The organism is Pseudotamlana agarivorans (assembly GCF_018860245.1).
Classification (GTDB): Bacteria; Bacteroidota; Bacteroidia; order Flavobacteriales; family Flavobacteriaceae; genus Pseudotamlana; species Pseudotamlana agarivorans_A.
This window is the reverse complement of sequence record NZ_JAHKPD010000011.1, coordinates 1-25222: the sequence shown is the minus strand read 5'-3', so window position 1 is coordinate 25222 and position 25222 is coordinate 1. Positions and strand designations below refer to the sequence as shown.

The following is a 25222-nucleotide window of genomic DNA, read 5'->3' as shown; positions in this document are numbered from 1 at the left end:
AGTTTTTTAGGAGCGATTTAAAGTGCTGAATCTAAATTCAACACTTTAAATCGCTTTTTTTAAGGAATCAAATCACAATACCAAACCCCATATTTTTCAGAATCACTTTTGCATATCGAATCATTATCTTCCTTCTTAGGAGCATTGTATTCGCGTAATACTTTTTCGCCAATCGTAAATTCTACAGGGTTTTTAAAAATAGGGCCGTCAAAACAAAAGGTATGGAATTCACCATTTTCACCACAAGGATCTACGCCTTCTGGTAGGTTTTCAATGAAGTTTTTGTCAATGATTGTACCAACAAAATCTTCGCCAAAATATTTAGAATTGGCACAAACGATAATAGTTTTAAAGCCTAAGTCTAAAAATTCATTTAAAAGCGCTTTGGTGTCGCGTTTCCAAATCGGGAAAACCGCTGTAAAACCTTGTTTGGCTAATTGTTTTTCTCTGTAAACACGCAAATCTTCAAGAAAAATATCACCAAAGGCACTATGTGTAAAACCTTCGTCTTTTAGGCGGGTTACCATCTCTAGCATTTTTTGCTCATAAACTTCCATACTTGGCATTTCAGGAAGTTCAATAAGTCGTGCTGGAATGTTAATGGCATCGGTTTGCGCGGTTAGAAGTTCTTTTCTAAGGCCATGCATTGATACGCGATTATAATGACTATTTACAGTGGTAATTAATTCATCCACCTTGTAATTTTCATCTTGCAATAAATGGTATAAAGCTAAAGCAGAATCTTTACCAGAACTCCAGTTGAAGTAGGTTTTATTTTTGTTCAATTTAATATAGATTTGTTAGATGTAAAGGTAATTCTTTATCGACGTACATACCAGGTTGCACCATTTTAAAATCGTTACTATTCTCTAAAATATCAATTGGGTAACTTTTATGATTAGTCTTTTTTGCTGTGCCAGAAATATCTGATATGGCCGCAGAAAGTAGCGGTTCGTTCACATCTCCTAAAACGCCCAGGTTGAGAATGTTTTCGGCTATTTCTATCGTTGGATCAAGTCCTTCAAAGTAATCGGTCACACCATCTACGTTTAAAGATTTGTAAATTAATGGTTGCATGGCGTAGGTGTGTCCTGGGTTGGCTCCCTGACGTCTAAAATCAGGTGAATCATATATTGTTGTTGAAGCCTGGTATTTCCCAGCTGTTGTCGTACCAATTTGTACCACTTGAATATAAGGACTTAAGGCGTTTATAACCAGTTCGCTCGCAGAGGCGCTTCTACTTGTTGTTAGAATGTATACTTTTGACAGGTTTAGACTTTGTAGCGAAGTACCATTGTAGTTGTCTACAAAACGGTTGATAAGTTGCTCAGGCTCGTTTTTTTCAAAAGCAGCTTGGAATTCTGCATTCCATTGTTCTGTGGAGAATATTTCACCTGTATACTGCCCCGTAATCATACTAGATAATAAAATTGCAGTGTTTACCGAACCACCAGAGTTGTATCGTAAGTCTAAAACTAGTTCATTTACGGTTTCAGTTTTAAAATTTGCAAAAACATTGTTTAATTCGTTGTTATAGGTTTCCGTTCCGGTGAAACCATTGTACATCAAGTATCCAATTTTTCTATTATTAACGGTTAGCACTTGGTCAATATAAATAGGGTTTTCAGAATATTGAGCCTTTGTTAGCGCGATATTTTTATCAAGAGGCGTAATGACATCATCGTCCCTTTCATCGGTACCATTATCATCATAAAAACCAAGGTCAATACTATAATTACTTCGACCTAAAAGTTGTGAGTAGTTGCTCGTATCAAGTAAAGTACCATCAATAGCATAAAACAAATCGCCACGAATTAGGCCTTGATTATTAGCCGTAGTATTTGGTAAGACATGGGTGATTACCCCAAAAACCCTTGAGTCTGTAGTAGAAAATCGATACAGTTGAAACTCCATACCGTTGGTTATACTAACGCCTTTAAATGATTCTTCTAAAGCAATAAAATCATCTACAATCCAGCTAAATCGGTCTACAGTTTGTCTGTTGTAAATTAAACTTTCAAATAAATCTTCGGGGTTAGAAAAACCATCTAGATAACTGGCGTATTCTCCTGTACTAATTGAAAATCGATTGTTAGCTAAATTAGGTACATTATCTTTATACAAATAAAAATGATTCATACCACTCCAAACAAAATCATTAATTTCATTAGTTGTAGTAATCTGGTCGTCTAAGTCTTCAAAACAACTAATTGTTAAGCAGCTGCACAGTAATAAGAAGGTAACCTTAATTCGATTCATTAAAATGGGGTGTAGGTCGTTAGTTGATTTTTAAAGTTGTGTACATGCCATTTCTTAAAGGATTAAAGTCTTTAGACCCTCCAATATGTTTTACATCTAAACCTATAAAAGCTTTATTTGCTTGGCTAGCTTTTGTGGTTGTACCTGTGATTAGAGATAAGGCTTTAGCTAAAAAAGGTTCGTTAATATCACCAAGTGTACCAAGGTTTAATAGGTTTTCACCTTCTGCTGTTGCACCGGTACTTGTTTGGTAAGTCATTAAGTAATCTGGTGTTAAACCATTAAAATAATCTGAAACACCATTTACATTTGCCGATTTATATACTAAAGGTTGTAAGGCATAGGTGTGGTTAGGGTTGGCATTTGTTTCTCCAAAATTTTCAGAATCATATAAGGTTACCGAAGCCGTGTATTTTCCTGTCGTATTTGTTCCAATTTGAACCACGTCAATATATGGATCCAAGCCATTAATAATTAATTCACTTGCAGATGCTGTTCCGTCTGTAGTTAGAATGTAAACTTTATTTAAGTTTAAAGATGAAATTGAAGTACCATCTAAAAGGGCGTTAGGGAAGCGGTTTATTAAATATTCTGGATCTTCCTGCTCAAAATAACTCTGGTATTTCGTGTTCCATTGTTCTTTAATTAGAACATCACCATTAAATTGACCTGTAATCATGCTGCATAATGCTAATGCCGAAGTTACTCGGCCTCCCGGGTTGTACCTTAAATCTAAAACGAGTTCTGTAATTCCTTGAGATTTTAAATCGGTAATAGCTGTATTGAGGTCGTTGTCAAAATTAGCTATAAAACTATTATACATAAGATAGCCTACCTTGATTCCTTGGGTTTCTATAACTTTACTTATGTGTATTGGGCTTTCTGTAAATTCTGTTTTGGTTAATGATATGTTTTTACCATTATGTTCGATGGTATTATTAGTAATGGTTGCCATTCCTAAGGTGTAGGAAGCATTGTCACCAAATAATAAATCACCATAATTGTCAACGGTGAGCTGTTGGTTGTCCACAGACAGGAAAAAGTCACCTCTTTTAATGTCTTTTGAAGCGGCATCAGAATTATTTGCAACATAAGAAACAAAGCCAAAGATATCATTTGTATTGCCTAATCTCACCAAACCAATATCTAAACCATTACTTTTAGAAATGCCTTGAAAAGCATTGTTTAATGCTCTATAGTCATCTACAATAAAACTAAATTTATCAACGTCGCCACGTTTATAAAGTAAATCTTCAAATAGGTTTTCTGGCGTATCATACGTGTTTAAGAATGTATAATATTCATCGGTGTTAGAAAATTTATCATCTGCGAGGTTGGCAATTTCATTCTGCCACAAATAAACTTCGTTTAAACCTAACCATACAAAATCATTAACTTCATTGCTTAATACAATAGGTTGTTCTGTTTCATTTTCCTCAGGAGGTATAACTTCTTCTACAACATCAATAACATCATCAGTTTTAGAACAACTAAGTGTTAAATTGAATAAACATATTGTTAAAGTAAGGAAGGTAATAAGTTTGATTTGTTTCATATAGGATTAAGATTTAATTAGTTTTTAAGTTAGCCCTCAAATAAACTCTAAATTTACAGAGATTATTGCGTACTAAAAAAATAATGAAGGCCTTTAATAATTTAATTGTAACAAAAAAGCCTGGTGTTCGTCGTAATAACAAATAGACCTATAAAGCTGTTTATCAACCAAAACTAAAAATGACTCCAACTGAATTTTTACATATTGTAACACCGTTTAAAGATAAAGTGTTTCGTTTGGCAAAGCGTTTATTGGTTTCTACAGAAGAAGCTGAAGACGCTACCCAAGAGGTACTCATTAAACTATGGAACAATAAGGCAAAAATTAAAGCGTATAAAAATGTGGAGGCTTTTTCTATGACGATGACAAAAAATTATTGCTATGATAAGCTGAAATCGAAGCAATCTCAGAATCTAAAAATTGTGCATAGCAATTACGAAGACAAGCAAATGGCATTGCAAAAGCAAGTTGAATTGAATGATAGTCTAACTTGGGTTGAAAAAATAATTGAAAATTTGCCAGAGCAACAACGGTTAATTATTCAATTAAGAGATATTGAAGCGTATGATTTTGATGAGATTGCCAAAATGTTAGACATGAACCAAACAGCGGTTCGCGTGGCCTTATCAAGAGCAAGGAAAACGATTAGAGAAAAATTGACTCATACCCATAATTATGGAATCAAATAAAATAGAAACCTTATTAGAAAAGTACGATAACGGAGAATCTACCCTAGCCGAAGAGCAAGAGTTAAAGCGTTATTTCACTAAAGAGAACGTACCAGAACACTTAGACGTTTACAAACCTTTGTTTGCTTATTTTAAAGTAAATCAAGAGGAGGTTTTTACGAAACAACTTCCTTTAAAAACGCAGCCTAAGTCTGTTTTAAAGTGGATTTCTATAGCTGCAGCAGTTGTTTTATTATTAGGTTTTTATTTTAGTGACTTTAATGAAAGTCAAGACTTAGGGACTTTTGAAGATCCAGAATTGGCTTATTTAGAAGTAACGAAATCCTTGGAAATGATTTCGGAGAAACTCAATCAAGGTGCGGCAACTGTTGGTTATCTTGAAGCAGTAAATAAAGGCACGGCAACCTTAAATTATCTTAATGAATTAGAAAGTGCAACCCAAATTATATTTAAAAAACAAAAACAGTAAAACCATGAAAATTTCAAATCACATAAAAACAAAAACCATGAAAAATAAATTTTTAGCACTAATTTTAGTGGTCCTGCTATCACCGCTTACAGGGTGGGGACAAAGCGATATATTCGAGAAATATAGCGATAATACAGATGTGACCTACGTGTCAATTAAACCAAAAATGTTTCAAATGATAGCCAAAATGGGCATTAATGTAGACGATCCTGAAGCTGAAGCTTATATGGATATGGTTAAAAGTATTACCAGTTTTAAAACCATTGTAACAGCCAACAAATCGATTGCTGGTGATATCTCGAAATGGGTGTCTTCACGTTCTAATACTTTAGAAGAATTAATGGAGGTGAAGGACGAAGGTACCGATGTTAAGTTTTACGTTAAAGAAGGTAAAAATGCCGATCATGTTAAAGAACTTTTAATTTTTGTAAATGGTGTTGATAAAATTCTGAAAGATCAAGGTGTTGAGGTAAACGGTGAAAAGCGAGACATTGAAACTGTTGTGGTTTCTCTAACAGGAGACATTGATTTAAAGCAAATTTCGAAGCTTACCGATAAGATGAATATCCCTGGAGGAAAACACCTTGAAAACAAGAAATAAATCAATAAAATTATGAAACAATCCAGCCTATTTTGCATCTTAATAATTTGTATAACATTTTGTTTTACAAGCTGCAGTGATAAAACCAGTTTACAGCATTATTTTGTAGCGCATCAGGAAACTAAAGATTTTATTTCTCAAGATTTTCCTTTATCTATGATCGAAGTAGATAAATCTGAATTTACTGAAAAGCAATTGGAGGCCTATCACTCCGTTGATAAATTAAATTTTATTGGATTCAAATTGAATGAAAATAATTTGGACACCTTTAATACGGAAATAGCTAAAGTAAAAAGCATTTTAAAGGATGAAAAGTATAACGATTTGATGACGTTTAATATTAAAGGTGATCGTATTTCGGTGAAGTATTTAGGGACCGATGATGTCGCGGACGAACTGATAATTTTTGGAAGTTCTCAAGAAAAAGGATTCGGTATTGTGCGCGTATTGGGCAGTGATATGAATCCTGAAAAGTTAGTAACCTTAATTGAAGCCATGCAGAAATCTGATTTTGATAAAGCTAAAGTCGAAGAAATCATGAATTTCTTTAAGTAAAAAAGGAACTTATAATTATCAATAAAATAAAAATTATTTTGAGAATTTTTCAGATCTTTTTAGGTTTTTAGTGGCAGAAAGGTCTAGTTTTTCTAATATTTCAAGCGTTTATTGAAGACTTATTTTTATATAAATAATCACTATAAAAAAAAGGCTATTTGAATACCTTCAAATAGCCTTTTTTATGTTATGTAACGGTTATATTATTTTTCTGAGTTGCGACGTGATTTTTTCTGAACCAAAATCAAATTAATAACCACAGTAAAAAATATAATTGTTAGAATGGTTAAGACAATAAAATTATCTAAGATGTCAAGAATTCCAAAAGAGAAAATTCCAGCTACCATCATCATGGTAAGAATCAAAGATTGTTTATCGCTTAGCATATATTATTAAATTCCAGTGTAGTTACTAGGTGTAATACGTTTTAATTCGTCTTTTATTGTGTTAGAAACCTCTAAAGTGTCAATAAAATTTGAAATAGACTCTTGGTTTATTTTCGAATTTGTACGTGTTAACCCTTTTAAAGCTTCATAAGGGTTCGGGTAAGCCTCACGACGTAAAATTGTTTGAATAGCTTCAGCAACTACAGCCCAATTGTTTTCTAAATCTTCAGCAAACTTAGCTTCGTTTAAAAGTAATTTATTTAAACCTTTTAAAGTCGATTTAAAACCAATTAATGTGTGTCCTAAAGGCACGCCAACGTTACGTAAAACCGTGCTATCTGTTAAATCACGTTGTAACCTAGAGATAGGTAATTTAGCCGAAAGGTGCTCGAAAATCGCATTAGCAATACCTAAGTTTCCTTCAGAATTTTCAAAATCAATAGGGTTTACTTTATGTGGCATTGCAGAACTTCCTACTTCACCAGCTTTAATTTTTTGTTTGAAATAATCTGTAGACACGTAAGTCCAAATATCTCTATCTAAATCGATAATGATCGTGTTAATGCGTTTTAAAGCATCAAACAAAGCCGCCATAAAATCGTAGTGTTCTATTTGTGTTGTTGGGAACGAGTGGTGTAAACCCAATTTTTCTTCAACAAAATGACTTCCAAAAGCTTTCCAATCGTTATTTGGGTAAGCCACATGGTGGGCATTAAAGTTTCCTGTTGCGCCACCAAATTTAGCAGCATTAGGAATATCTTTTAAAATATTGAATTGTGCTTCTAAACGCACCACAAAAACTTCAATTTCTTTTCCTAAACGTGTAGGGGAAGCTGGTTGTCCGTGGGTTCTTGCCAACATAGAAACAGCAGCCCAATCTTTAGATAAATCTTTTAATTTATTAAGAATAATCGTGTATTCTGGAATGTAAACATCGTTTATAGCTTCCTTGATACTTAAAGGAATGGCCGTGTTGTTAATGTCCTGAGAGGTTAATCCGAAGTGGATAAACTCTTTGTATTCAGCTAATCCTAAAGCATCAAATTTTTCTTTGATGAAATATTCCACAGCCTTAACATCGTGGTTAGTTACGCTTTCAATTTTTTTAATAGCTAGCGCATCTTCCGTAGAAAAATCTTTGTATATCGCTCTTAAACTGTCAAATACAGATGCATTAATCGATTCTAATTGAGGCAACGGAATTTCGCAAAGCGCAATAAAATATTCTATTTCAACTAAAACGCGGTATTTTATTAAAGCTTCCTCAGAAAAATAAGGAGCCAATTCGCTAACTTTACTTCTATAACGACCATCAATTGGAGAGATGGCATTTAATGCTGATAATGACATAAATTTTAGATTTTAAGAAGTTGCAAATATAGGTTTTTTCAACGGAAGACGGAATGCTAAAAGCTTAAGTTTTTGGTTTTAAGTTTTGCGTTTTTTCATCTTTTTTAGAATATGTCTTGCTCTGGCTTTAAAAGCGGCACTTTGTATTGCAAAATCACGATTTAGTATGATTTCTAATTCGGGGTGTACCCAGTCGTATTCATGTCCGAGCATGAAAAGGGTAGTCATACCATAGGCTTTTGCAGCCACCTTTTCATCGTTAATCATATAATCAAAACAAGTTTCAATAATACGTTCTTTATGCGCTGCTGTTAAAACCGTTTTCACGGAATTGTCTTCTTTTGAAGTATAGAGGGTTGCGAGCAATTCACATATTTTGGCCACAGGACGAACAGCCGAGTCCAAATGTACTTTATGAATGTTTTCTGTAAAAAGGTCTAAATAGGGCAGCAGTGGTTCTACGTTTTCGCTACACATAAATTCTAAAACCCAACCCGCTTTAGGAGACATTTTATCGTCTACCATAAATAGAATATTTAATATTTTTGGTAGTAAATCTGGGTTTGATAATATCAAATTGGCGTACTGTAACCGCTTTTCTTTGGAGTGGTTTACCTTATTTAATTCTTCGTAAAGTTGATTGGTAGTCAAAAGGATTTCTTATTTTTATTTTTTTAAAATTAAAAAATTGAAGATAATGAAAAAAGTGTTTTTAGCCTTACTCGTGTTAGTTGTAATTGCTCAGTTTTTCGGACCAGAAAAAAATGAAGGCGATTTAAAATCGGTTGAACCCTTTTTGGCCGAAACTAAACCGCCAGAAGATGTAAAACGAATTTTAGAAGCAACCTGTTATGATTGCCACAGTGATGTGACGCGTTACCCATGGTATAATAATATTACGCCTGTAAATTACTGGTTGGCTAGCCATGTTAAGGACGGAAAGAAGCATTTTAATTTTTCTGATTGGGTTGATAATTCTACCAAAAGGAAAGACCATAAGTTTGATGAACTTATCGAAATGGTTGAAGAAAAAGAGATGCCATTAAATTCATATACATGGACACACACAGAGGCGAAACTTAGTAATGAACAAATTGAAGCCGTTATAGAATGGGCAAAATTAGTGCGTGTAAAATATGGACTTGAGCCAAAACCGGAGTGAGGGTAATAATTAAAAATGAAGAATTAAAAATGAAGAATTAAAAATGAAAAGTTAATAATTAATAGTTATCACTTTTTATAATTTTTTTTAACCAACAACCAACAACCAACAACCAACAACACTAATGTCAAAACATCTATTAATCATTGGTTTTGTATGGCCAGAACCAAAAAGTTCTGCAGCTGGCAGCAGAATGATGCAGCTTATTGAAACCTTTCAATCTGATGGCTATGATATTACTTTTGCCAGTCCCTGTGCAAAAAGTGACAATGCTTTTGACTTAAAAACTATTGGGGTTTCCCAAGTGGCTATTGAGCTGAATAATGATAGTTTCGATAGGTTTATTTTAGAATTAAACCCCAGTGTGGTACTGTTTGATCGTTTTATGATGGAAGAACAATTTGGCTGGCGGGTCTCAGAACAATGCCCAAATGCCATAAAAATTCTTGATACCGAAGATTTGCATTGTTTACGAAAGGGCAGACAGCAAGCTTTTAAAGATGGAAAACCTTTTGACAAAAGTTATTTGTTTAATGATGTGGCCAAACGAGAAATTGCTAGTATTTACAGGTGTGATTTAAGTTTAATGATTTCAGAAGCTGAAATGGATATCCTCAAAAATCAGTTTAAGGTGGATGCGGCTTTATTGATGTATTTACCATTTATGTTGGAAGGCATTTCCGCGGAAGCGATACAAGCATTGCCAAAATTTGAAACCCGTGAACATTTTATCACCATCGGAAATTTTCTTCATGAACCCAATTATAACGGGGTTTTGTATTTAAAAGAAACCATTTGGCCACTCATAAAAAAACAATTACCAAAAGCAGAATTACATATTTATGGCGCTTATGCCACGCAAAAAGTCACCCAACTCCATAGTGAAGAGCAAGGCTTTTTAATAAAAGGTTTTGCTGAAGATGTGAATGCTGTGATGCAAAAATCAAAAGTCTGTTTGGTGCCAGTTCGTTTTGGAGCGGGTTTAAAAGGCAAGCTCGTTGATGCCATGCAAAACGGAACACCATGCATGATGTCTAGCATTGCTACGGAAGGCATGTTTGGTGATTTTGAACCTAACGGATTTATTGAAGATAATCCGCAGGAATTCGCTAATCAAGCGGTTGAAATATATCAAAATCAAGCACTTTGGACTGAAAAGCAACAAAACGGATTCCCGGTTATAAATAAGCGTTTTAGTAAAACTGAGTTTCAAAAAACGTTTTTAAATTTATTAAATGATACTTTTTTGAATCTTGAAGAAAGGCGCTTAAATAATTTCACCGGACAAATGTTACAGCATCATAGCATGCAAAGTACTAAGTTTATGAGTAAGTGGATTGAAGAAAAGAATAGGGTTTAGTGGTTTTGTATGGTTTTTTTAGAATAGCACGCGTTGAAAACGAGCGCTAGCACACATTTTAATAATAAGTATTTTAATCTAAATTTCGTTTTTTCAAAATGGCTTCCAACCCTTCATCTTTTGTAGAGTTATTTACTAGTTTATAAATCAAAAAAACAGGAATAAGCGTGACTAGTCCCCAAGTATTTTCAGCGACACTGTAAACTATAATTCCAATACAAAAACCGATAAGTGCAGCATTAATGAGTTTAGAACGTTTTAGAGATTTCTTTTTATCTAATAATGCTATCAGATAATTGTTCTAAGTTGTTTTTGGTCATTGGTTGATAGTTAGCTGGTTCTTAATACGTTTCCAAATTAATCATCACTTTTCTAAGCCCCGCTGTAGCGGTGTCAGCAATTACGGTCAAGTTTTTTCCACTTCCAATATTAGGTTTAGGGTCTATAAAATAGGTTGGTGTGTTTTCGGGAACATAATCTTTTAGACTCGCAGCGGGGTAAACTTGCATAGACGTGCCAATAATCATTAAAATATCGGCGGTTTCACATAGGTCTATGGCTTTTTCAATCATAGGAACCGCTTCTCCAAACCAAACGATATGCGGACGCAATTGATGTCCGTTTTTACAAAGGTCACCAAGAATTAAATCCTTATCCCAAAGCAGAATGTCATTATCGTCAAGAGTGCTTTTAACTTTGCGTAGTTCGCCGTGTAAGTGAATCACAATGGTACTGCCTGCACGTTCATGTAAATCATCTACATTTTGGGTAATAATGCTGACTTTGAAGTTTTTTTCTAATGCAGCTAAATCATAGTGTGCTTGATTGGGTTCAACTTCAAAGAGTTGCTTGCGACGCTGGTTGTAAAAGTCTAAAACCAGTTCCGGATTGGCAGCAAAACCTTCTGGTGTAGCGACTTCCATAACATCATGGCCTTCCCATAAACCATCGGCATCTCTAAAAGTATTGATGCCACTTTCGGCACTCATGCCCGCTCCTGTAAGTACAACGATGTGTTTCATCTATTAGTTTTTTTCCATTCCCGCGAAGGCGGGAATCCATCCCACCAAATATACTAACTTTAGAATTTACGACTAAAGACTATCAAGACGTTTTGCGCTTCCTATTAACATTACCTATTTTTGAACTATGATTGATTTAAAACTTCTAGAACACCTAGAATCGTACCTTACCGAAAACCGAAAACAACGTTTTGATACGGTTTTACCTAATAGAACAAAACATTTTACAGTCGCTACCGAAGACGTCTATCAACTGCATAATACCAGTGCGGTGATGCGAAGTTGCGATGTGTTTGGTATTCAGGAAGTGAACATTATAGAGGAACAAAATTCTAAAACGATAGATCGTGAAATTGCCATGGGGGCCCAGAAGTGGGTTGATTTGAATCGCTATCAAAATGTAAAAACCTGTATATCCGATTTAAAACAAAAAGGCTATCAAATTGTAGCCACTACGCCTCATGCAAATGACTGTGAGTTGCATGATTTCGACATCACTAAAAAGTCCTGTTTTTTCTTCGGAAGGGAAACAGAAGGTTTATCGCAAGCCGTTTTAGATGAAGCCGATTGCTTTTTGAAGATTCCCATGGTTGGTTTTACCGAAAGTTTGAATATTTCCGTTTCAGCCGCCATTATTTTACAACATGTCACAACAAAGTTGAGACAAAGCAATATTTCTTGGCAACTTTCTGAAGCTGAAATTAACGAAAAGCGCTTAGATTGGTGTAAAAAAACGATTAAGAGTTATGAAGATGTGGTGAGTCGTTTTTATTCAAAGGAAGGTTAGAAAACGGTTTTTAAGTGTGCACTGAAGGTTTTCCACTGTTTAATAAACGATCGCTTTTTAATTTATTTGACAAGCTGATAATTATTCACAAGAACAGAAGCAGAAATATTTAGAACATGCTCTAATGCTCTAATCATCTCAACAGTTAAACGCTTTTTTTTATTTAAAACTTCAGAAACTCTACTTTTTCCTCCAATTACTCCAATCAAATCTTTTTGTTTAAGGTTCATTTCTTCCATTCTAATTTTAATGGCTTCAATAGGGTCTGGTGCTTCAATGGGATAATGTTTATTTTCGAAATTCTCAATTAACAAGGATAAAATTTCAGCTTCATCACCTTCTTTTGAATTTGGAGTAGCATCAAAAATGACTTCAAGCCTTTCAAGAGCTTCATTATAATCTTCTTCCGTTTTTATAGGTTTAATGTTCATAATTTAAATCGTGTTTGCGTCAATTTTGTCATATTCCGAGTGGGTTCCAACAAATCGAATAAAAGCCCATTGTCTCTCGTAGTTGAACTTTACAATAATTCTATATGAATTTCCTTTAATATTGAAAACAACTCTACTATCTTTTAAAATACTCGCATTGATGTAAGTTTTTTTAACATCATTTGGAGCATTCCAATTTGAGTTTTTTGCAGTTTCATACTAAGTTTTTAAATATTGTTCTGAATCTGAATGCTGTTTCCAAAATTCACGTAAAGTTATTTTAGCTATAATCCGTTTCATTTGTCATCTTCTGCTACAAATATAGAATATTTGTTCTCAAAAAAAGAACTTTTAAACGGATTTTTAATAAAAAGAGAGGGGCATGTTTTCTTAAATCTTACGATTCCTACCGCGACTTAATACTTTGTATTCTTCGTAGCATTCACTGATAGCATCAAGAATTTGAAGATCGTTGGCAGAATGAATGAAACCTTTAGAGTAGTTACACTGACTCACAATTTCGTCTAAATCCACGCGGTCAACTTGCAGTAAAACGGTAAGCATTTCTCTATCAAAACGAGAAGCTAAAAGGTTTCTAATCTCATCGTCTTCCTTCATTTTTTTAAGCTTTTTAAGCTCGTTTGGTTTATTTCCAAACATGCGGTGTAAGAAATCGGCAGGATTAAAGAGTGAGCCAATCACTTTGTTTAAACCAGATTTTTTACTGGCTTCGTAACCAGTGCCTTCAAGTCCGGAAATTTGATAACGGTAATTGTCGTTTATAGCAGGAACTTGTTTGATGTCTACTTCTAAATAACCAGTAAGTCTTAGTTGATTGACAACAACTTCTTCAAGAGCTAGTGCCAATTCGGTTAATTCAATTTCGGCACTTCCAAACTTTAACCAGTCGTTCGTAACACGCACTTTAATTGATTTAAACCCTAGATAGGATAAATGAAGCGTATCGTTAACTTTTGCTGAAATGGAAAACTCACCGTTAGCATTGGTAGTGGTACCAATTACCTGATTCAAGTTCACAATATTTACGCTTTCTAATTTCGCATCGTTTGATGCATTTATAACCACACCAATAACTTTATCTGCTACTTCTTGTGAGAAACCCACAGCAGAAATAAATAGTACGGTTAATAAAAAGAGATAGCGTTTCATAAAAGCATAACGTTGATTAGGGGGTAAAAGTAATAAACTAAATGTTTGAAAAATATTTATAGTTTTATTTTGACTTAAAATTAACAAAAAGGTATAGCGGTGAAGATATTAAATCTCTGTATTTAAAGCAAAAACCCCGATTTTATAATCGAGGTTTTTATGTTTGTATATTTTATCTTCTTGAACGTCTTGGTCTAGAGAAATTTCCGCCTCCAGAATCACCTCCAGAATCTGAACGTCTTGGTTTAGACGATCCTTCGCTACGTCGTCTGTCACTTCTGTTTCCAGACGCCCCTTTTCTGTCGTCACGTCTTCCGCCACCACGATTTCCACCGTCACGACGTTTTCCGCCGCCACCGCCACGTCTGTCGTTACGTCTTCCACCACCGCGATTTTCAGAAACTTCAACATTTACAAAACGACCTTCATGTTTAAAATCTGTAAAGAAGGCTAAAACTTTTTCCTTCGTTTCGTTTTCCGTATTAAAGAAAGAGAAACTGTCTTTTACTTCAACTTTAAAGACATCATCTCTACCTAATTCGAGTTGTTCTTTTAAGAAATCTTTCAATTTCATCCAATCGAAACCATCTTTAGAACCTACATTAATGAAATAACGGGTTGAATCGTTTCCACCACGGTTAAAATCACGTCCGCCTTCTCTATCTTGAGAACCTTCAGCAACATTTAAGTTTTTAGATTTTTGGTAGTAATTAAAGAAACGCGTAAACTCAACAGAGAAGAATTTTTTAATTAACTCATCTTTTGAAGTGTCTTCAAACATTTCATTAATACTGGTAAGGTATTTTTCAATTTCATCATTAACCTCAGTCGTATGAATTTTGTTTGCTAACGACATTAATTGTACCTCGCAGATTTCCATACCATCTGGAATATCTTTCTTATCAAACTGACGTTTAATAATACGTTCGATACTTTTAATTTTACGAACTTCACTTTTAGAAACAATCACCATCGAAACCCCTGTTTTACCAGCACGTCCTGTACGTCCAGAACGGTGCGTATAAGTTTCAATTTCATCTGGTAATTGGTAGTTAATAACGTGTGTAATGTCGTCTACATCAATTCCACGAGCAGCAACATCGGTCGCTACAAGCATTTGAATTTGATTTTTACGGAAAGCGTTCATCACCAAATCACGTTGGTTCTGACTCAAATCACCGTGTAAAGCCCCGGCATTGTAACCATCTTCAATAAGTTGTTCGGCTACTTTTTGAGTATCACGTTTTGTTCTACAGAAAACTACCGAAAAGATATCAGGGTTTGCATCTGCTAAACGTTTTAACGCGTTATAACGATCTCTGGCGTTTACTAAATAGTATTCGTGAGATACGTTACTGGTACTTTCGTTTTTATTTCCAACAGTAATTTCCTGTGGATTGTTCATGAATTTTTTAGCAATAGAAGCTACTTCACGAGGCATGGTTGCAGAAAACAACCAAGTGTTTTTATCTTCTGGTGTGTGTGATAAAATATCTGTGATATCTTCTTTGAAACCCATGTTTAACATTTCATCGGCTTCATCTAAAACAGAATATTGAATTTTAGAAATATCAACCATTCTACGGTTAATCATATCTTTCATTCTACCAGGCGTCGCTACAATAATTTGTGCGCCACGTTTAATATCTCTGGCTTGATCAGAAATACTAGATCCACCGTAAACAGCAACGACATTAAGGCCTTTGCAATATTTACCATAGGCTTTCATTTCGTTGGCAATTTGCAAACAAAGTTCTCTAGTTGGAGATAAGATTAAACCTTGAGTGGTTCTGCTATCCACATCAATTTTTTCTAACATTGGAAATCCGAATGCTGCAGTTTTTCCTGTTCCCGTTTGGGCTAATGCCACTAAATCGGTTTCAGAATTTAATAAAATGGGGATGGCTTTGTTTTGAACTTCACTAGGTTCTGTAAATCCTAAATCTGTAATTGCTCGCAATAGGTCGTCATTAAGACCTAATTCTTGGAATGTGCTCATTCTTAAATATAAGTATTCGATTGTTTTATGTGGTGTTACATAAGAAGCGAATCGACATACTTAACCTTAAACTCCTAGTAACACATCCTCACTCTGAGGAATTTAAACCCATTTTTCTGAGTTTCAAGCGGCAAAGATAGTCTTTTATTTTTCAATAGAACTAATTTGTGATTTCCTTATGAATTAAAGCGAGCACTTTTGTTAAAATAGGATTGCTGTTGTCTTTCTTCCAAATGGCTGAAAGCGAGGTGCGTTGAGGTATCATATCCAATTCTATACATTTTATTTTTGGGTTGTTTGATGTCGTTAAAGATTTTGGAACAATAGAAATTCCGAACTCCTTTTCAACCAATTTGTAAATAGAATCGGCGTGAATGGTGTTATGTGAAACCATAGGCGTGAAGCCGTTATCATCAAAAATACCCATCACTTTTTCATAATAAGAGGCGCTGTATTCAGGGTCAAATAATATAAAAGATTCGTTTTTTAGCTGAAGTATATTTTTAAAATTTGAAGCACTAATGGGATGATTTCCGGGTAAAACCAAGCAAAAAGGCTCTTTTAAAATAAGTGTGCTGTCCAAACCTCTAGGAATGCGTTCCAGTCTCACAAAACCAATATCAATGTCTTGAGCTAAGAGTGCTTCAATTTGTTTGATGTTGCCCATTTCCTTCAAGCTGAATAAAACTTTAGGATGATTTTTAGTGAATTTTATAAGCAATTCGGGGATAATGTGTTGCATGGCAGAACCCACATAACCAAATTTCAGTTCACCATCTTTACCTTCTTCCAGATGTTTAGCGTGGTTTAAAATAATGTCGAGATGCTTTAAATTCTTCGAAAGTTCTTCTTTTAAATAAACTCCAGCAGGGGTTAGAAGGACTTGGCGATTATGCCTATCGAAAAGTGTAACACCCAAGGCTTCTTCCATATCTTTTATCTGCCGACTTAATCCAGGCTGTGAAATAAATAGTTTTTCCGCAGCCTTTCTAAAGTGTAATGCTTCAGCAACAGCTAAAAAATATTTAATGTGTCTTAGTTCTATTTGATAACTCATAGTTATTAGTTTATTAAACTAATGGTCTTATTTGGTATCAAATTTATAGATAATTTTGTAGGTAGTCAAAAATAGTATGCCGTCACCCTGAATTTATTTCAGGGTCTCATCGTATGTTTTTGATTTACAAATTTAATGAGATACCGAATCAAGTTCGGTATGACGACATAGAAGCATTATGACAATAAAACGGATTTCAGTAAAATTAATACCATAAAATCATGTTCAAATACGGAATAGATACCTTAACTGTAAACAAAGTGCTGGCCATTGCAAAAGGCACGCTAAAAGCCACTATTTGTGAAGAAGCGGTGACCCAAATTGAAAATTGTCGCGCTAAAGTTGAAAAAATGGCCAGTTCCAATAAGGCGGTTTATGGTATAAATACAGGGTTCGGACCGTTATGCGACGTGCAAATTACGCCCGAAGAAACCAATAAACTGCAGGAGAATTTGCTAATTACACATGCGGTAGGAGTGGGAAACCCGATTGATAAGGAATTATCTAAAATCATGATGATTTGTAAAGTACATGCTTTAAGTCGTGGATATTCTGGCGTACGTTTAGAATTGATTGAACGTATTTTATATTTTATAGAAAATGATTTACTGCCAGTGGTTCCAGAACAAGGTTCTGTGGGTGCTTCGGGAGATTTAGCACCGTTATCACATTTGTTTTTACCACTTTTAGGTGAAGGTGATTTTTGGGTTGGCGATAGCATGCAACATGCAAAAGCCGTTCTAATTCAGCATAACTTAGAGCCTATGGCGCTTCAAGCAAAAGAAGGTTTGGGCTTAATTAACGGCACACAATTTATTTTAGCTCACGCGATTGTAGGCTTAAAAAAAATGGAATATTTGCTAGATCTCGCCGATGTTTGTGGCGCCATGAGTATTGAGGGCTACCAAGGCAGTTCGCAACCATTTCGTGATGAATTACATAAAATTCGTCCGTTTAAAGGTTGTATTGAAGTCGCCGAACGTATGACCATGTTATTGTATTCTTCCCAGAATGTGAATTCTCATGAAAACTGCGAGCGCGTTCAAGATCCGTATTCCATGCGTTGTATTCCGCAAGTGCATGGGGCCTCAAGAAACGCCTATTACCATGTGTTGGAATTGGCAGAAATTGAAATGAATTCGGTTACCGATAACCCAATTGTATTAAGTGATACCGAAGCGATTTCGGGAGGTAATTTCCACGGGCAACCTCTTGCTATGGCTTTAGATTATGCGTCTATCGCTTCCGCGGAATTGGGCAATATTTCAGATCGACGCTGTTATCTTTTAATTGAAGGTAAGTTCGGGTTGCCACGTTTATTAACCACGGGTGGCGGCTTGAATTCTGGATTTATGATTCCGCAATACACCACCGCAGCTTTAGTTACTGAAAATAAATCCTTGTGTTTTCCGCCTTCCGCAGATAGTATTCCAACCTCATTGGGTCAGGAAGACCACGTCTCAATGGGAAGCATTTCCGGACGAAAGTTCAATCAAATTTTAGGAAATTTAGAAAAAATACTGGCCATAGAACTTATGTATGGCGCTCAAGCCCTTGAGTTTAGGCGTCCGAATACTTTTTCAGATATTATTGAAGACAATCATCGTATTATTCGCGAAATCGTTCCTAAATTAGAGAGCGACAGACTTTTAAAGGATGATATTCAAAACATGGTGCATTTGGTGAAAACGCAAGCGTTCAATTTAAAGTAGAAAAGCAATGACATTTCAAGAACAGATATTACAAGGTATTCCAAGTAAAATGCCTTCAAAATATAATTACCCGAAGGATGCCAACCGCGCACCAAAACGAAAAGATATTTTATCTACTGAAGAAAAACAACTGGCGATAAGAAATGCGTTGCGTTATTTTCCTAAGGATTGGCACAGTACTTTAGCTTCAGAATTTGCAGAAGAACTCAAGGCTTACGGTCGTATTTACATGTACCGGTTCAAGCCTGATTATAAAATATATGCTCGTGGCATTTCAGAATATCCTGCAAAATCAACGCAATCGGCTGCTCTTATGTTGATGATTCAGAATAATTTAAACCCTGCAGTGGCACAACATCCCGAAGAATTAATCACTTATGGTGGTAATGGCGCGGTATTTCAAAATTGGGCACAATACCTGTTAACCATGCAGTATTTGGCGAACATGAGCGATGAGCAGACGCTTCATATGTATTCTGGTCATCCTATGGGCTTGTTTCCGTCATCTAAAAATGCACCACGCGTTATTGTAACCAACGGTATGATGATTCCGAATTATTCCAAACCCGATGACTGGGAGAAATTCAATGCTTTGGGGGTGACGCAGTACGGACAAATGACTGCCGGTTCGTTCATGTATATTGGTCCGCAAGGCATCGTACACGGTACCACGATTACGGTTATGAATGCCTTCAGAAAAGTGTTAGAAAAAGCAGATACTTCCGCAGGAAAAATATTTTTAACAGCTGGTTTAGGCGGCATGAGTGGCGCGCAACCTAAAGCGGGAAATATAGCAGGTTGTATTACTATTTGTGCTGAAGTGAATGCCAAAGCGGCAACCAAACGTCATGAACAAGGTTGGGTGGATGTGTTGATTGATAATTTAGATGATTTAGTCGCACGCGTAAAAGCAGCGCAGGCTACAAAAGCAGTGGTTTCCATAGCATTCATTGGAAATGTGGTTGAAGTTTGGGAACGTTTTGATGATGAAAATATATTCATTCATGTGGGATCCGATCAAACCTCTTTGCATATTCCGTGGACAGGCGGATACTATCCAGCTGGTTTGTCGTATGAGGAATCAAACCGATTAATTCGTGAAGCCCCCGAGGTTTTTAAAGATAAAGTGCGTGAATCATTAAGACGACATGCCAAAGCGATAAACAATCACGTCGCTAAGGGCACTTATTTTTTCGATTACGGAAATGCCTTTTTGTTAGAAGCCTCACGTGCTGGCGCCGATGTGATGGCTGAAAATAATATCGATTTTAAATACCCGTCTTATGTGCAAGATATTTTAGGACCGATGTGTTTCGATTATGGATTCGGACCCTTCCGATGGGTGTGTGCTTCAGGGAAATCGGAAGACTTGGACAAAACCGACGCTATCGCAGCTCAAGTTCTTGAAGACATCATGAAAACGGCTCCTGAGGAAATTCAATTGCAAATGCAGGATAATATCACTTGGATAAAAGATGCTAAGAAAAATAAAATGGTGGTGGGCTCTCAAGCGCGTATCTTGTATGCTGATGCCGAAGGTCGCGCAAAAATAGCTGAAGCTTTTAATAATGCGGTGGCAAATGGCGACATCGGTCCTGTAGTTTTAGGTCGTGATCATCATGATGTGAGTGGTACCGATTCGCCGTATAGAGAAACTTCAAATATTTACGACGGTAGTAAATTTACTGCCGATATGGCGATTCATAATGTCATTGGTGATAGTTTTAGAGGCGCCACATGGGTGTCCATTCATAATGGCGGTGGCGTAGGTTGGGGCGAAGTGGTGAATGGCGGCTTTGGAATGTTGTTAGATGGTACCAAAGAAGCGGAAGCACGCCTTAAAAGTATGTTGTTTTTTGATGTGAATAACGGTATTGCACGTCGCAGTTGGGCCAGAAACGATGAAGCTTTGTTCGCCATAAAACGCGAAATGGAACGCACGCCAAATTTAAAAGTGACCATTCCTAATTTAGTAGATAATCAATTATTAGAAAACTTATTTTAATGAAAACCTTATTTAAGAATATTAAAGAATTGCTTCAAGTTAGAGATGAACACACACGTTTTGTTTCAGGGAAAGCCATGGCAGAACTACCAACCATTAAAAATGCCTTTCTTTTAGTTGAAAATGATATTATTCGTGATTTCGGACCAATGCATGATTGTCCAAATGATGCTGCTGTCGACCAGGTAGTCCATGCTGAAGGAAAAATGATGTTACCAACGTGGTGCGATTCGCATACACACTTGGTTTATGCAGGAAATAGAGAAGGGGAGTTTGTAGATAAAATTAAAGGCTTGAGCTATCAAGAAATTGCTGAAAAAGGCGGAGGTATTTTAAATTCAGCTAAAAAAGTACAAGCGATTACAGAAAGTGAATTATATAAAGAAACCAAAAATCGTCTCGATGAAATTATAGCTTTAGGAACAGGTGCTGTTGAAATTAAATCCGGCTACGGCTTAACTTTAGAAGCTGAATTAAAAATGCTTAGCGTAATTAAGCGTTTAAAGGAAAATTATAATTTACCTATTAAAGCGACCTTTTTAGGCGCGCATGCCGTTCCTGAAAATTTCAAAAACAACAAAGAAGGTTATGTGGATTATCTTATTAGCGAAATGATCCCTTTGGTGGCTGAAGCCAAGCTTGCCGATTTTGTTGATGTTTTTTGTGAAACAGGTTATTTTTCGGTGGAAGATACCCATCGTATTTTAGAAGCAGGAAAAAAACACGGATTAAGCGCTAAAATACATGTTAATCAATTCACGGCGATTGGCGGTGTACAAGCAGGCGTTGCAAACCAGGCCTTGTCTGTTGATCATCTAGAAGAAATGCGTGATGAAGATATTGAAGCCTTGAAAAACACATCAACCATGCCGGTGGCACTGCCGGGATGTTCTTTCTTTTTAGGCATTCCATACACGCCTGGTCGAAAAATGATTGATGCCGGATTGCCACTAGCCATAGCAACCGATTATAACCCAGGATCATCCCCTTCAGGAAATATGAATTTTGTGGTTTCCGCAGCCTGTATTAAAATGAAATTAACCCCCGAAGAAGCCATAAACGCCGCAACGATAAATGGCGCTTATGCGATGGGACTTGAAAAGCAAGTAGGATCAATCACCAAAGGAAAGCTCGCGAACCTGATACTCACAAAGCCAATACATTCGTATTCGTTTATCCCATATTCTTTCGGAAATAATCAAATAGAAACGGTTTATTTAAATGGTGTTGAGGTGGTTTGATGTTTCTTTGTTGAATGAAATAGCGCATGCTTTTACAATAATAATCACACTTCTCGACTGCGCTCCTTTAGATTAGCAAAGTGTAAAAATCATTAAATTTATAGAAAAGAGAAAAGGAAGCTTAAGTAAACTATGACACGCGCTCTGAGACTGGAATCTCGTTCTTCGATTTAGACTTAAGCCTCCTATTCATCAAAAACTCAAATAGAAATTCGGGATATAAAGCCCATTATTAAGGAGTTAAGTAATTGATGATTTTTCTCATTTCGTTTCACTTAAAAGCTAATTTATGAAAAACATTATTATCGGTATTGACATCAGTAGCAAAACTTTAGATATCTGTGTAAAAGAGGCAAGTCAAATTGAATATTACAAGATAGACAATACCCAAAAAAGTATTAGGAAGTTTTTTAAAACTTATAATGGATTAAAATTGATTGTTGCTATGGAGAACACAGGAAGGTATAACTGGGAGCTTTATAAGGTTTTGCCTGAGTTTAACTTCACTGTATTTGTCATCAATCCATTGCATCTATCTAAAAGTCAAGGCTTAGTTAGAGGTAAAACTGATAAAGAAGATGCATATCGAATAGCCTTATTTATAGAAAAAAACAAAGAAGATTTGTCTGTTTGGAAACCTTGTTCTGAGGTTATTAGAAAGATTAAAGTTTTAATGACAGAGCGAAATGCTAGAATTAAAACCAGGAGAAGGTTAGTTCAACAAAAGCATGACTATAAAAAGATGAAGGAATTAGGTCTAACTCAAACACTTACTAATTGGTGTTTACAGCAAATAAGTCAGTTAGAGAAACAAATTAAGAAAATAGAAGAATTAATTCAACAGGCTATTATGGAAGACCCAGAACTCAAAAAACAACAAAAATTAATGCTTAGTATACCTGGAGTTGGAAAAGTAACTAGTTGGACTATAATTGTTAAAACAGAAGGGTTTATAAAGATAACTGACCCGAGAAAAATGGCTTGTTATTCTGGTGTTATCCCTTTTGATCATCAATCTGGAACATCTGTTTACAGGAAACCTCGAGTCTCTGTATTTGCCGATAAACAGATAAAATCCATATTGCATTTAGCTGCAATGAGTGCCATTCGTTTAAAAAATGATTTACAAGTTTATTACCTAAGAAAAGTTAAGGAAGGTAAAAATAAAATGTCCGTACTAAATGCTGTTAGAAACAAAATTATACATCTTATTTTTGCCATTGTAAAATCTGAAAATTTATATCAAAATCGTTTGGTTACGTCATAGAAATCGAACACCGTAATTAAGCAGTTTTAGAACCGGTGTTCTAGCGAAGTCGAGAACCTTTCTGACTAATAAATTAATCAGTGAAAATCAGTGAAATCTGTGTCTTAATATTTCTTAGTTTAGCTCTGCGAAATCTCAGCGCATCTCCGTGTAACAACCCACAAGAGTAAGCCTTCCAAAAACCAAAAACCAGCAACTAATAAATTAATCTGTGTCTAAAACTCCTCAGTGAATCTCTGCGAAGCCTCTGCGCATCTCCGTGTAACAACCCGCAAGAGTAAGCCTTCCAACAACCATTAACTAACAACCAACAACTAATAAATTAATCTGTGAAAATCAGTGAAATCTGTGTCTTAATATTTCTCGGTGTAGCTCTGCGAAATCTCTGTGCATCTCCGTGTAACAGTAAATATTTCTCGCCAAGACGCTAAGTCGCCAAGAAGTAGTACGTAAAAATTAGTGTTAATTAGTGAAATTCGTGTCTAAAAAAAACTCAATGAGTCTCCGTGTAACAACCCACAAGAGTAAGCCCCCAAAAACCAGCAACTAACAACCAGTAACTAATAAATTAATCTGTGTCTAAAACTCCTCAGTGAATCTCTGCGAAATCTCTGAGTACCTCCGTGTAAAAACCCCGCAAGAGTAAGCTCCAATAACTAACAACCAGCAACCACCAACCAAAAATCAACTCCGAATCACAAAATGCTCCTTAACCTGTTCCTTTCTAAAAAAGACAAGTCCCCAGAAAAACGTATCAATACTCACGGTTACTTTGGGATGTTCCTTTATGGTTTCCCAAGCTTCGGTCATGCCTTCCGACCAATAAATGTCATCAAAAATAAAAACCGAATCGTTGGTTGCTGTTTCTAATAAGGTCTCAAAATAGTATAAAGTAGAAGCCTTTTGATGATTGCCATCAAAGAAAATGAGGTCATAGGTGTTTGAAGTTCGTTTTTCAATTTCAGCAGAAAAATCCCCTTGAATACTTTCAATATTATGAAGGTTTTCGCCTTTAAAACACCCTTTTGAAAATTCTGAAATATTAGAACACCCTTCAATAGTTGAGATGTGTGACTTCGGGTTCCCTAAACTTAAGGCCTGCGTGGCGATACCCAAGGAAGTACCCAATTCTAATATGTTTTGAGGTTTTAAATAAGCACTAATTCGGTATAATAATTTAGCACGCTTTAGAGTTGTTCCTGCGTTCTTAGCCATTTGACTTACCAAGCGTTCTTGCTGCTTCATGGTGTGTGAACCAGCGCCTAAATCGGTGACCTTGATGCTGCCATTGTTTTGTAGCAGGTTTTTTTTGTAGTTTTTAAGGGCTTTATAAGCCTCGTGCCGACTACGGTCATAAAAACACTTCGTTACCAAATTATATACAAAAGGGGAGTGCACCCCATGCTGATTGGTCGATTTTAAAAGGAATTTAAAGTATTGGGTTGCTTGGTATAGCATGATCGTATTTCGAAAGTCGGGATTGTGGCGCAAAGCTACTTAAAAACATTTAGTTGTTGGTTGCTAGTTGTTAGTTATTGGTCACTTACTCTTGCGCTGATTTTTTTAGTGAAAAATTACCTGATATTAGAAGTTAGATATTAAATATTAAGTTAAGAGTTAAGAGATAGGAGTTGAGAGTTTTAAACCTAGTTGTCAGTTCAACGGTTAAACGAATAAACGAATAACCAGTCCCAGTCTCAGTTTTCAGTCCCAGTCGTTGGTTTAACGAATAAACGATTAAACAAATAAACAGTCGTTCAATTAATAATTAAAAAGGAAAAATTAAAAATTAACCAGGAAGTTGAAAGTTCAGTAAATAGTCAACAGTCAACAGTCAAAGGTGAACGAATAAACGATTCAACAAATAAACAGTCGTTCAATTAATAATTAAAAAGGAAAAATTAAAAATTAACCAGGAAGTTGAAAGTTCAGTAAACAGTCAACAGTCAACAGTCAAAGGTGAACGAATAAACGATTCAACAAATAAACAGTCGTTCAATTAATAATTAAAAAGGAAAAATTAAAAATTAACCAGGAAGTTGAAAGTTCAGTAAATAGTCAACAGTAAACAGTCAAAAGTGAACCAATAAACGATTCAACCAAAAAAAAATAGTTCAAGTGAAAAAAAAAAAAAAAAAAAAAAAA

The 25222-nt window shown here is 35.5% G+C and carries 22 protein-coding genes and 1 pseudogene; 11 read left to right on the top strand and 12 right to left on the bottom strand.

Translation table 11 applies throughout. The annotated features are described in order from the left end of the window. Positions 1–59: 59 nt before the first annotated feature. Genes KO493_RS04955 through KO493_RS04945 form a run of 3 tightly spaced genes read right to left on the bottom strand, consistent with a single transcriptional unit; the run spans position 60 to position 3814 of the window. Positions 60–785, bottom strand: coding sequence for an adenine nucleotide alpha hydrolase (locus KO493_RS04955; RefSeq protein WP_216066842.1), 726 nt, complete (start codon positions 783–785; stop codon positions 60–62). Position 786: 1 nt separating this feature from the next. After that, the gene (locus KO493_RS04950) at positions 787–2259 is read right to left on the bottom strand and encodes a S41 family peptidase (protein ID WP_216066841.1); all 1473 of its coding nucleotides are present in this window, start codon (positions 2257–2259) and stop codon (positions 787–789) included. 19 nt (positions 2260–2278) lie between these two features. Next, positions 2279–3814, bottom strand: coding sequence for a S41 family peptidase (locus KO493_RS04945; protein ID WP_216066840.1), 1536 nt, complete (start codon positions 3812–3814; stop codon positions 2279–2281). Positions 3815–3993: 179 nt separating this feature from the next. Between KO493_RS04945 and KO493_RS04940 the strand changes: the two genes are divergently transcribed. Genes KO493_RS04940 through KO493_RS04925 form a run of 4 tightly spaced genes read left to right on the top strand, consistent with a single transcriptional unit; the run spans position 3994 to position 6128 of the window. Next, positions 3994–4503 (top strand): RNA polymerase sigma factor, encoded by a 510-nt coding sequence (locus KO493_RS04940; RefSeq protein WP_216066839.1) that lies wholly within the window; start codon positions 3994–3996, stop codon positions 4501–4503. Beyond that, complete coding sequence (locus KO493_RS04935; RefSeq protein ID WP_216066838.1) at positions 4490–4972, top strand: hypothetical protein; 483 nt, start codon at positions 4490–4492, stop codon at positions 4970–4972. Before KO493_RS04940 ends, KO493_RS04935 begins: the two co-directional genes overlap by 14 nt. Positions 4973–5009: 37 nt before the next feature. Next, the gene (locus KO493_RS04930; protein WP_216066837.1) at positions 5010–5573 is read left to right on the top strand and encodes a DUF4252 domain-containing protein; all 564 of its coding nucleotides are present in this window, start codon (positions 5010–5012) and stop codon (positions 5571–5573) included. Positions 5574–5585: 12 nt separating this feature from the next. After that, positions 5586–6128, top strand: a complete 543-nt coding sequence (locus tag KO493_RS04925) for a DUF4252 domain-containing protein (protein WP_216066836.1) — start codon at positions 5586–5588, stop codon at positions 6126–6128. A gap of 392 nt (positions 6129–6520) precedes the next feature. Here the strand turns inward: KO493_RS04925 and purB are convergent, their stop codons facing one another. Continuing rightward, positions 6521–7864: an adenylosuccinate lyase gene (gene purB, locus KO493_RS04920; protein WP_216066835.1), complete on the bottom strand. Its 1344-nt coding sequence runs from the start codon at positions 7862–7864 to the stop codon at positions 6521–6523. 78 nt (positions 7865–7942) lie between these two features. Next, entirely contained in the window at positions 7943–8515 is a 573-nt protein-coding gene (locus KO493_RS04915; RefSeq protein WP_216066834.1) for an adenylosuccinate lyase, read from the bottom strand. A gap of 37 nt (positions 8516–8552) precedes the next feature. Here KO493_RS04915 and KO493_RS04910 point away from each other — a divergent pair, with 37 nt between their 5' ends. Both KO493_RS04910 and KO493_RS04905 read left to right on the top strand, forming a co-directional pair. Further along, entirely contained in the window at positions 8553–9026 is a 474-nt protein-coding gene (locus KO493_RS04910; protein ID WP_216066833.1) for a heme-binding domain-containing protein, read from the top strand. 124 nt (positions 9027–9150) lie between these two features. Then, on the top strand, positions 9151–10386 hold the full coding sequence (locus KO493_RS04905; protein WP_216066832.1) for a glycosyltransferase family 4 protein: 1236 nt from the start codon (positions 9151–9153) through the stop codon (positions 10384–10386). Positions 10387–10727: 341 nt separating this feature from the next. Here KO493_RS04905 and KO493_RS04900 read toward each other — a convergent pair whose 3' ends face one another. After that, positions 10728–11408, bottom strand: a complete 681-nt coding sequence (locus KO493_RS04900; RefSeq protein ID WP_216066831.1) for an SIR2 family NAD-dependent protein deacylase — start codon at positions 11406–11408, stop codon at positions 10728–10730. 127 nt (positions 11409–11535) lie between these two features. Between KO493_RS04900 and KO493_RS04895 the strand changes: the two genes are divergently transcribed. Then, positions 11536–12195: a TrmH family RNA methyltransferase gene (locus KO493_RS04895; RefSeq protein ID WP_216066830.1), complete on the top strand. Its 660-nt coding sequence runs from the start codon at positions 11536–11538 to the stop codon at positions 12193–12195. A 62-nt stretch (positions 12196–12257) separates the two neighbouring features. Here KO493_RS04895 and KO493_RS04890 read toward each other — a convergent pair whose 3' ends face one another. The 5 genes and pseudogenes from KO493_RS04890 to KO493_RS04870 all read right to left on the bottom strand — a co-directional run bounded on the left by KO493_RS04890 (position 12258) and on the right by KO493_RS04870 (position 16852). Next, entirely contained in the window at positions 12258–12626 is a 369-nt protein-coding gene (locus KO493_RS04890; protein WP_216066829.1) for a helix-turn-helix domain-containing protein, read from the bottom strand. A gap of 3 nt (positions 12627–12629) precedes the next feature. After that, positions 12630–12926: pseudogene (locus KO493_RS04885) on the bottom strand (type II toxin-antitoxin system HigB family toxin). A 90-nt stretch (positions 12927–13016) separates the two neighbouring features. Continuing rightward, on the bottom strand, positions 13017–13796 hold the full coding sequence (locus KO493_RS04880; protein ID WP_216066828.1) for a carboxypeptidase-like regulatory domain-containing protein: 780 nt from the start codon (positions 13794–13796) through the stop codon (positions 13017–13019). Between the two features lie 172 nt (positions 13797–13968). Further along, on the bottom strand, positions 13969–15795 hold the full coding sequence (locus tag KO493_RS04875) for a DEAD/DEAH box helicase (protein ID WP_216066827.1): 1827 nt from the start codon (positions 15793–15795) through the stop codon (positions 13969–13971). A 160-nt stretch (positions 15796–15955) separates the two neighbouring features. After that, entirely contained in the window at positions 15956–16852 is an 897-nt protein-coding gene (locus KO493_RS04870) for a LysR family transcriptional regulator (RefSeq protein ID WP_216066826.1), read from the bottom strand. A gap of 221 nt (positions 16853–17073) precedes the next feature. On the opposite strand from KO493_RS04870, the gene hutH reads away from it, so the two are divergent. The 4 genes from hutH (at position 17074) to KO493_RS04850 (ending at position 23077) form a co-directional block, all read left to right on the top strand. Continuing rightward, positions 17074–18564 carry a histidine ammonia-lyase gene (gene hutH / locus KO493_RS04865; RefSeq protein ID WP_216066825.1) on the top strand — a complete coding sequence of 497 codons (1491 nt, stop codon included), beginning with the start codon at positions 17074–17076 and terminating at the stop codon, positions 18562–18564. Positions 18565–18571: 7 nt separating this feature from the next. Beyond that, a complete protein-coding gene (locus KO493_RS04860) occupies positions 18572–20569 on the top strand; it encodes a urocanate hydratase (protein WP_216066824.1) in 1998 nt (665 codons plus the stop codon). After that, complete coding sequence (gene hutI / locus KO493_RS04855) at positions 20569–21810, top strand: imidazolonepropionase (protein WP_216066823.1); 1242 nt, start codon at positions 20569–20571, stop codon at positions 21808–21810. Before KO493_RS04860 ends, hutI begins: the two co-directional genes overlap by 1 nt. A gap of 289 nt (positions 21811–22099) precedes the next feature. After that, positions 22100–23077, top strand: coding sequence for an IS110 family transposase (locus KO493_RS04850; RefSeq protein ID WP_216066822.1), 978 nt, complete (start codon positions 22100–22102; stop codon positions 23075–23077). Positions 23078–23761: 684 nt separating this feature from the next. Here KO493_RS04850 and KO493_RS04845 read toward each other — a convergent pair. Next, positions 23762–24535 carry an O-methyltransferase gene (locus KO493_RS04845; RefSeq protein WP_216066821.1) on the bottom strand — a complete coding sequence of 258 codons (774 nt, stop codon included), beginning with the start codon at positions 24533–24535 and terminating at the stop codon, positions 23762–23764. Positions 24536–25222 lie beyond the last annotated feature (687 nt).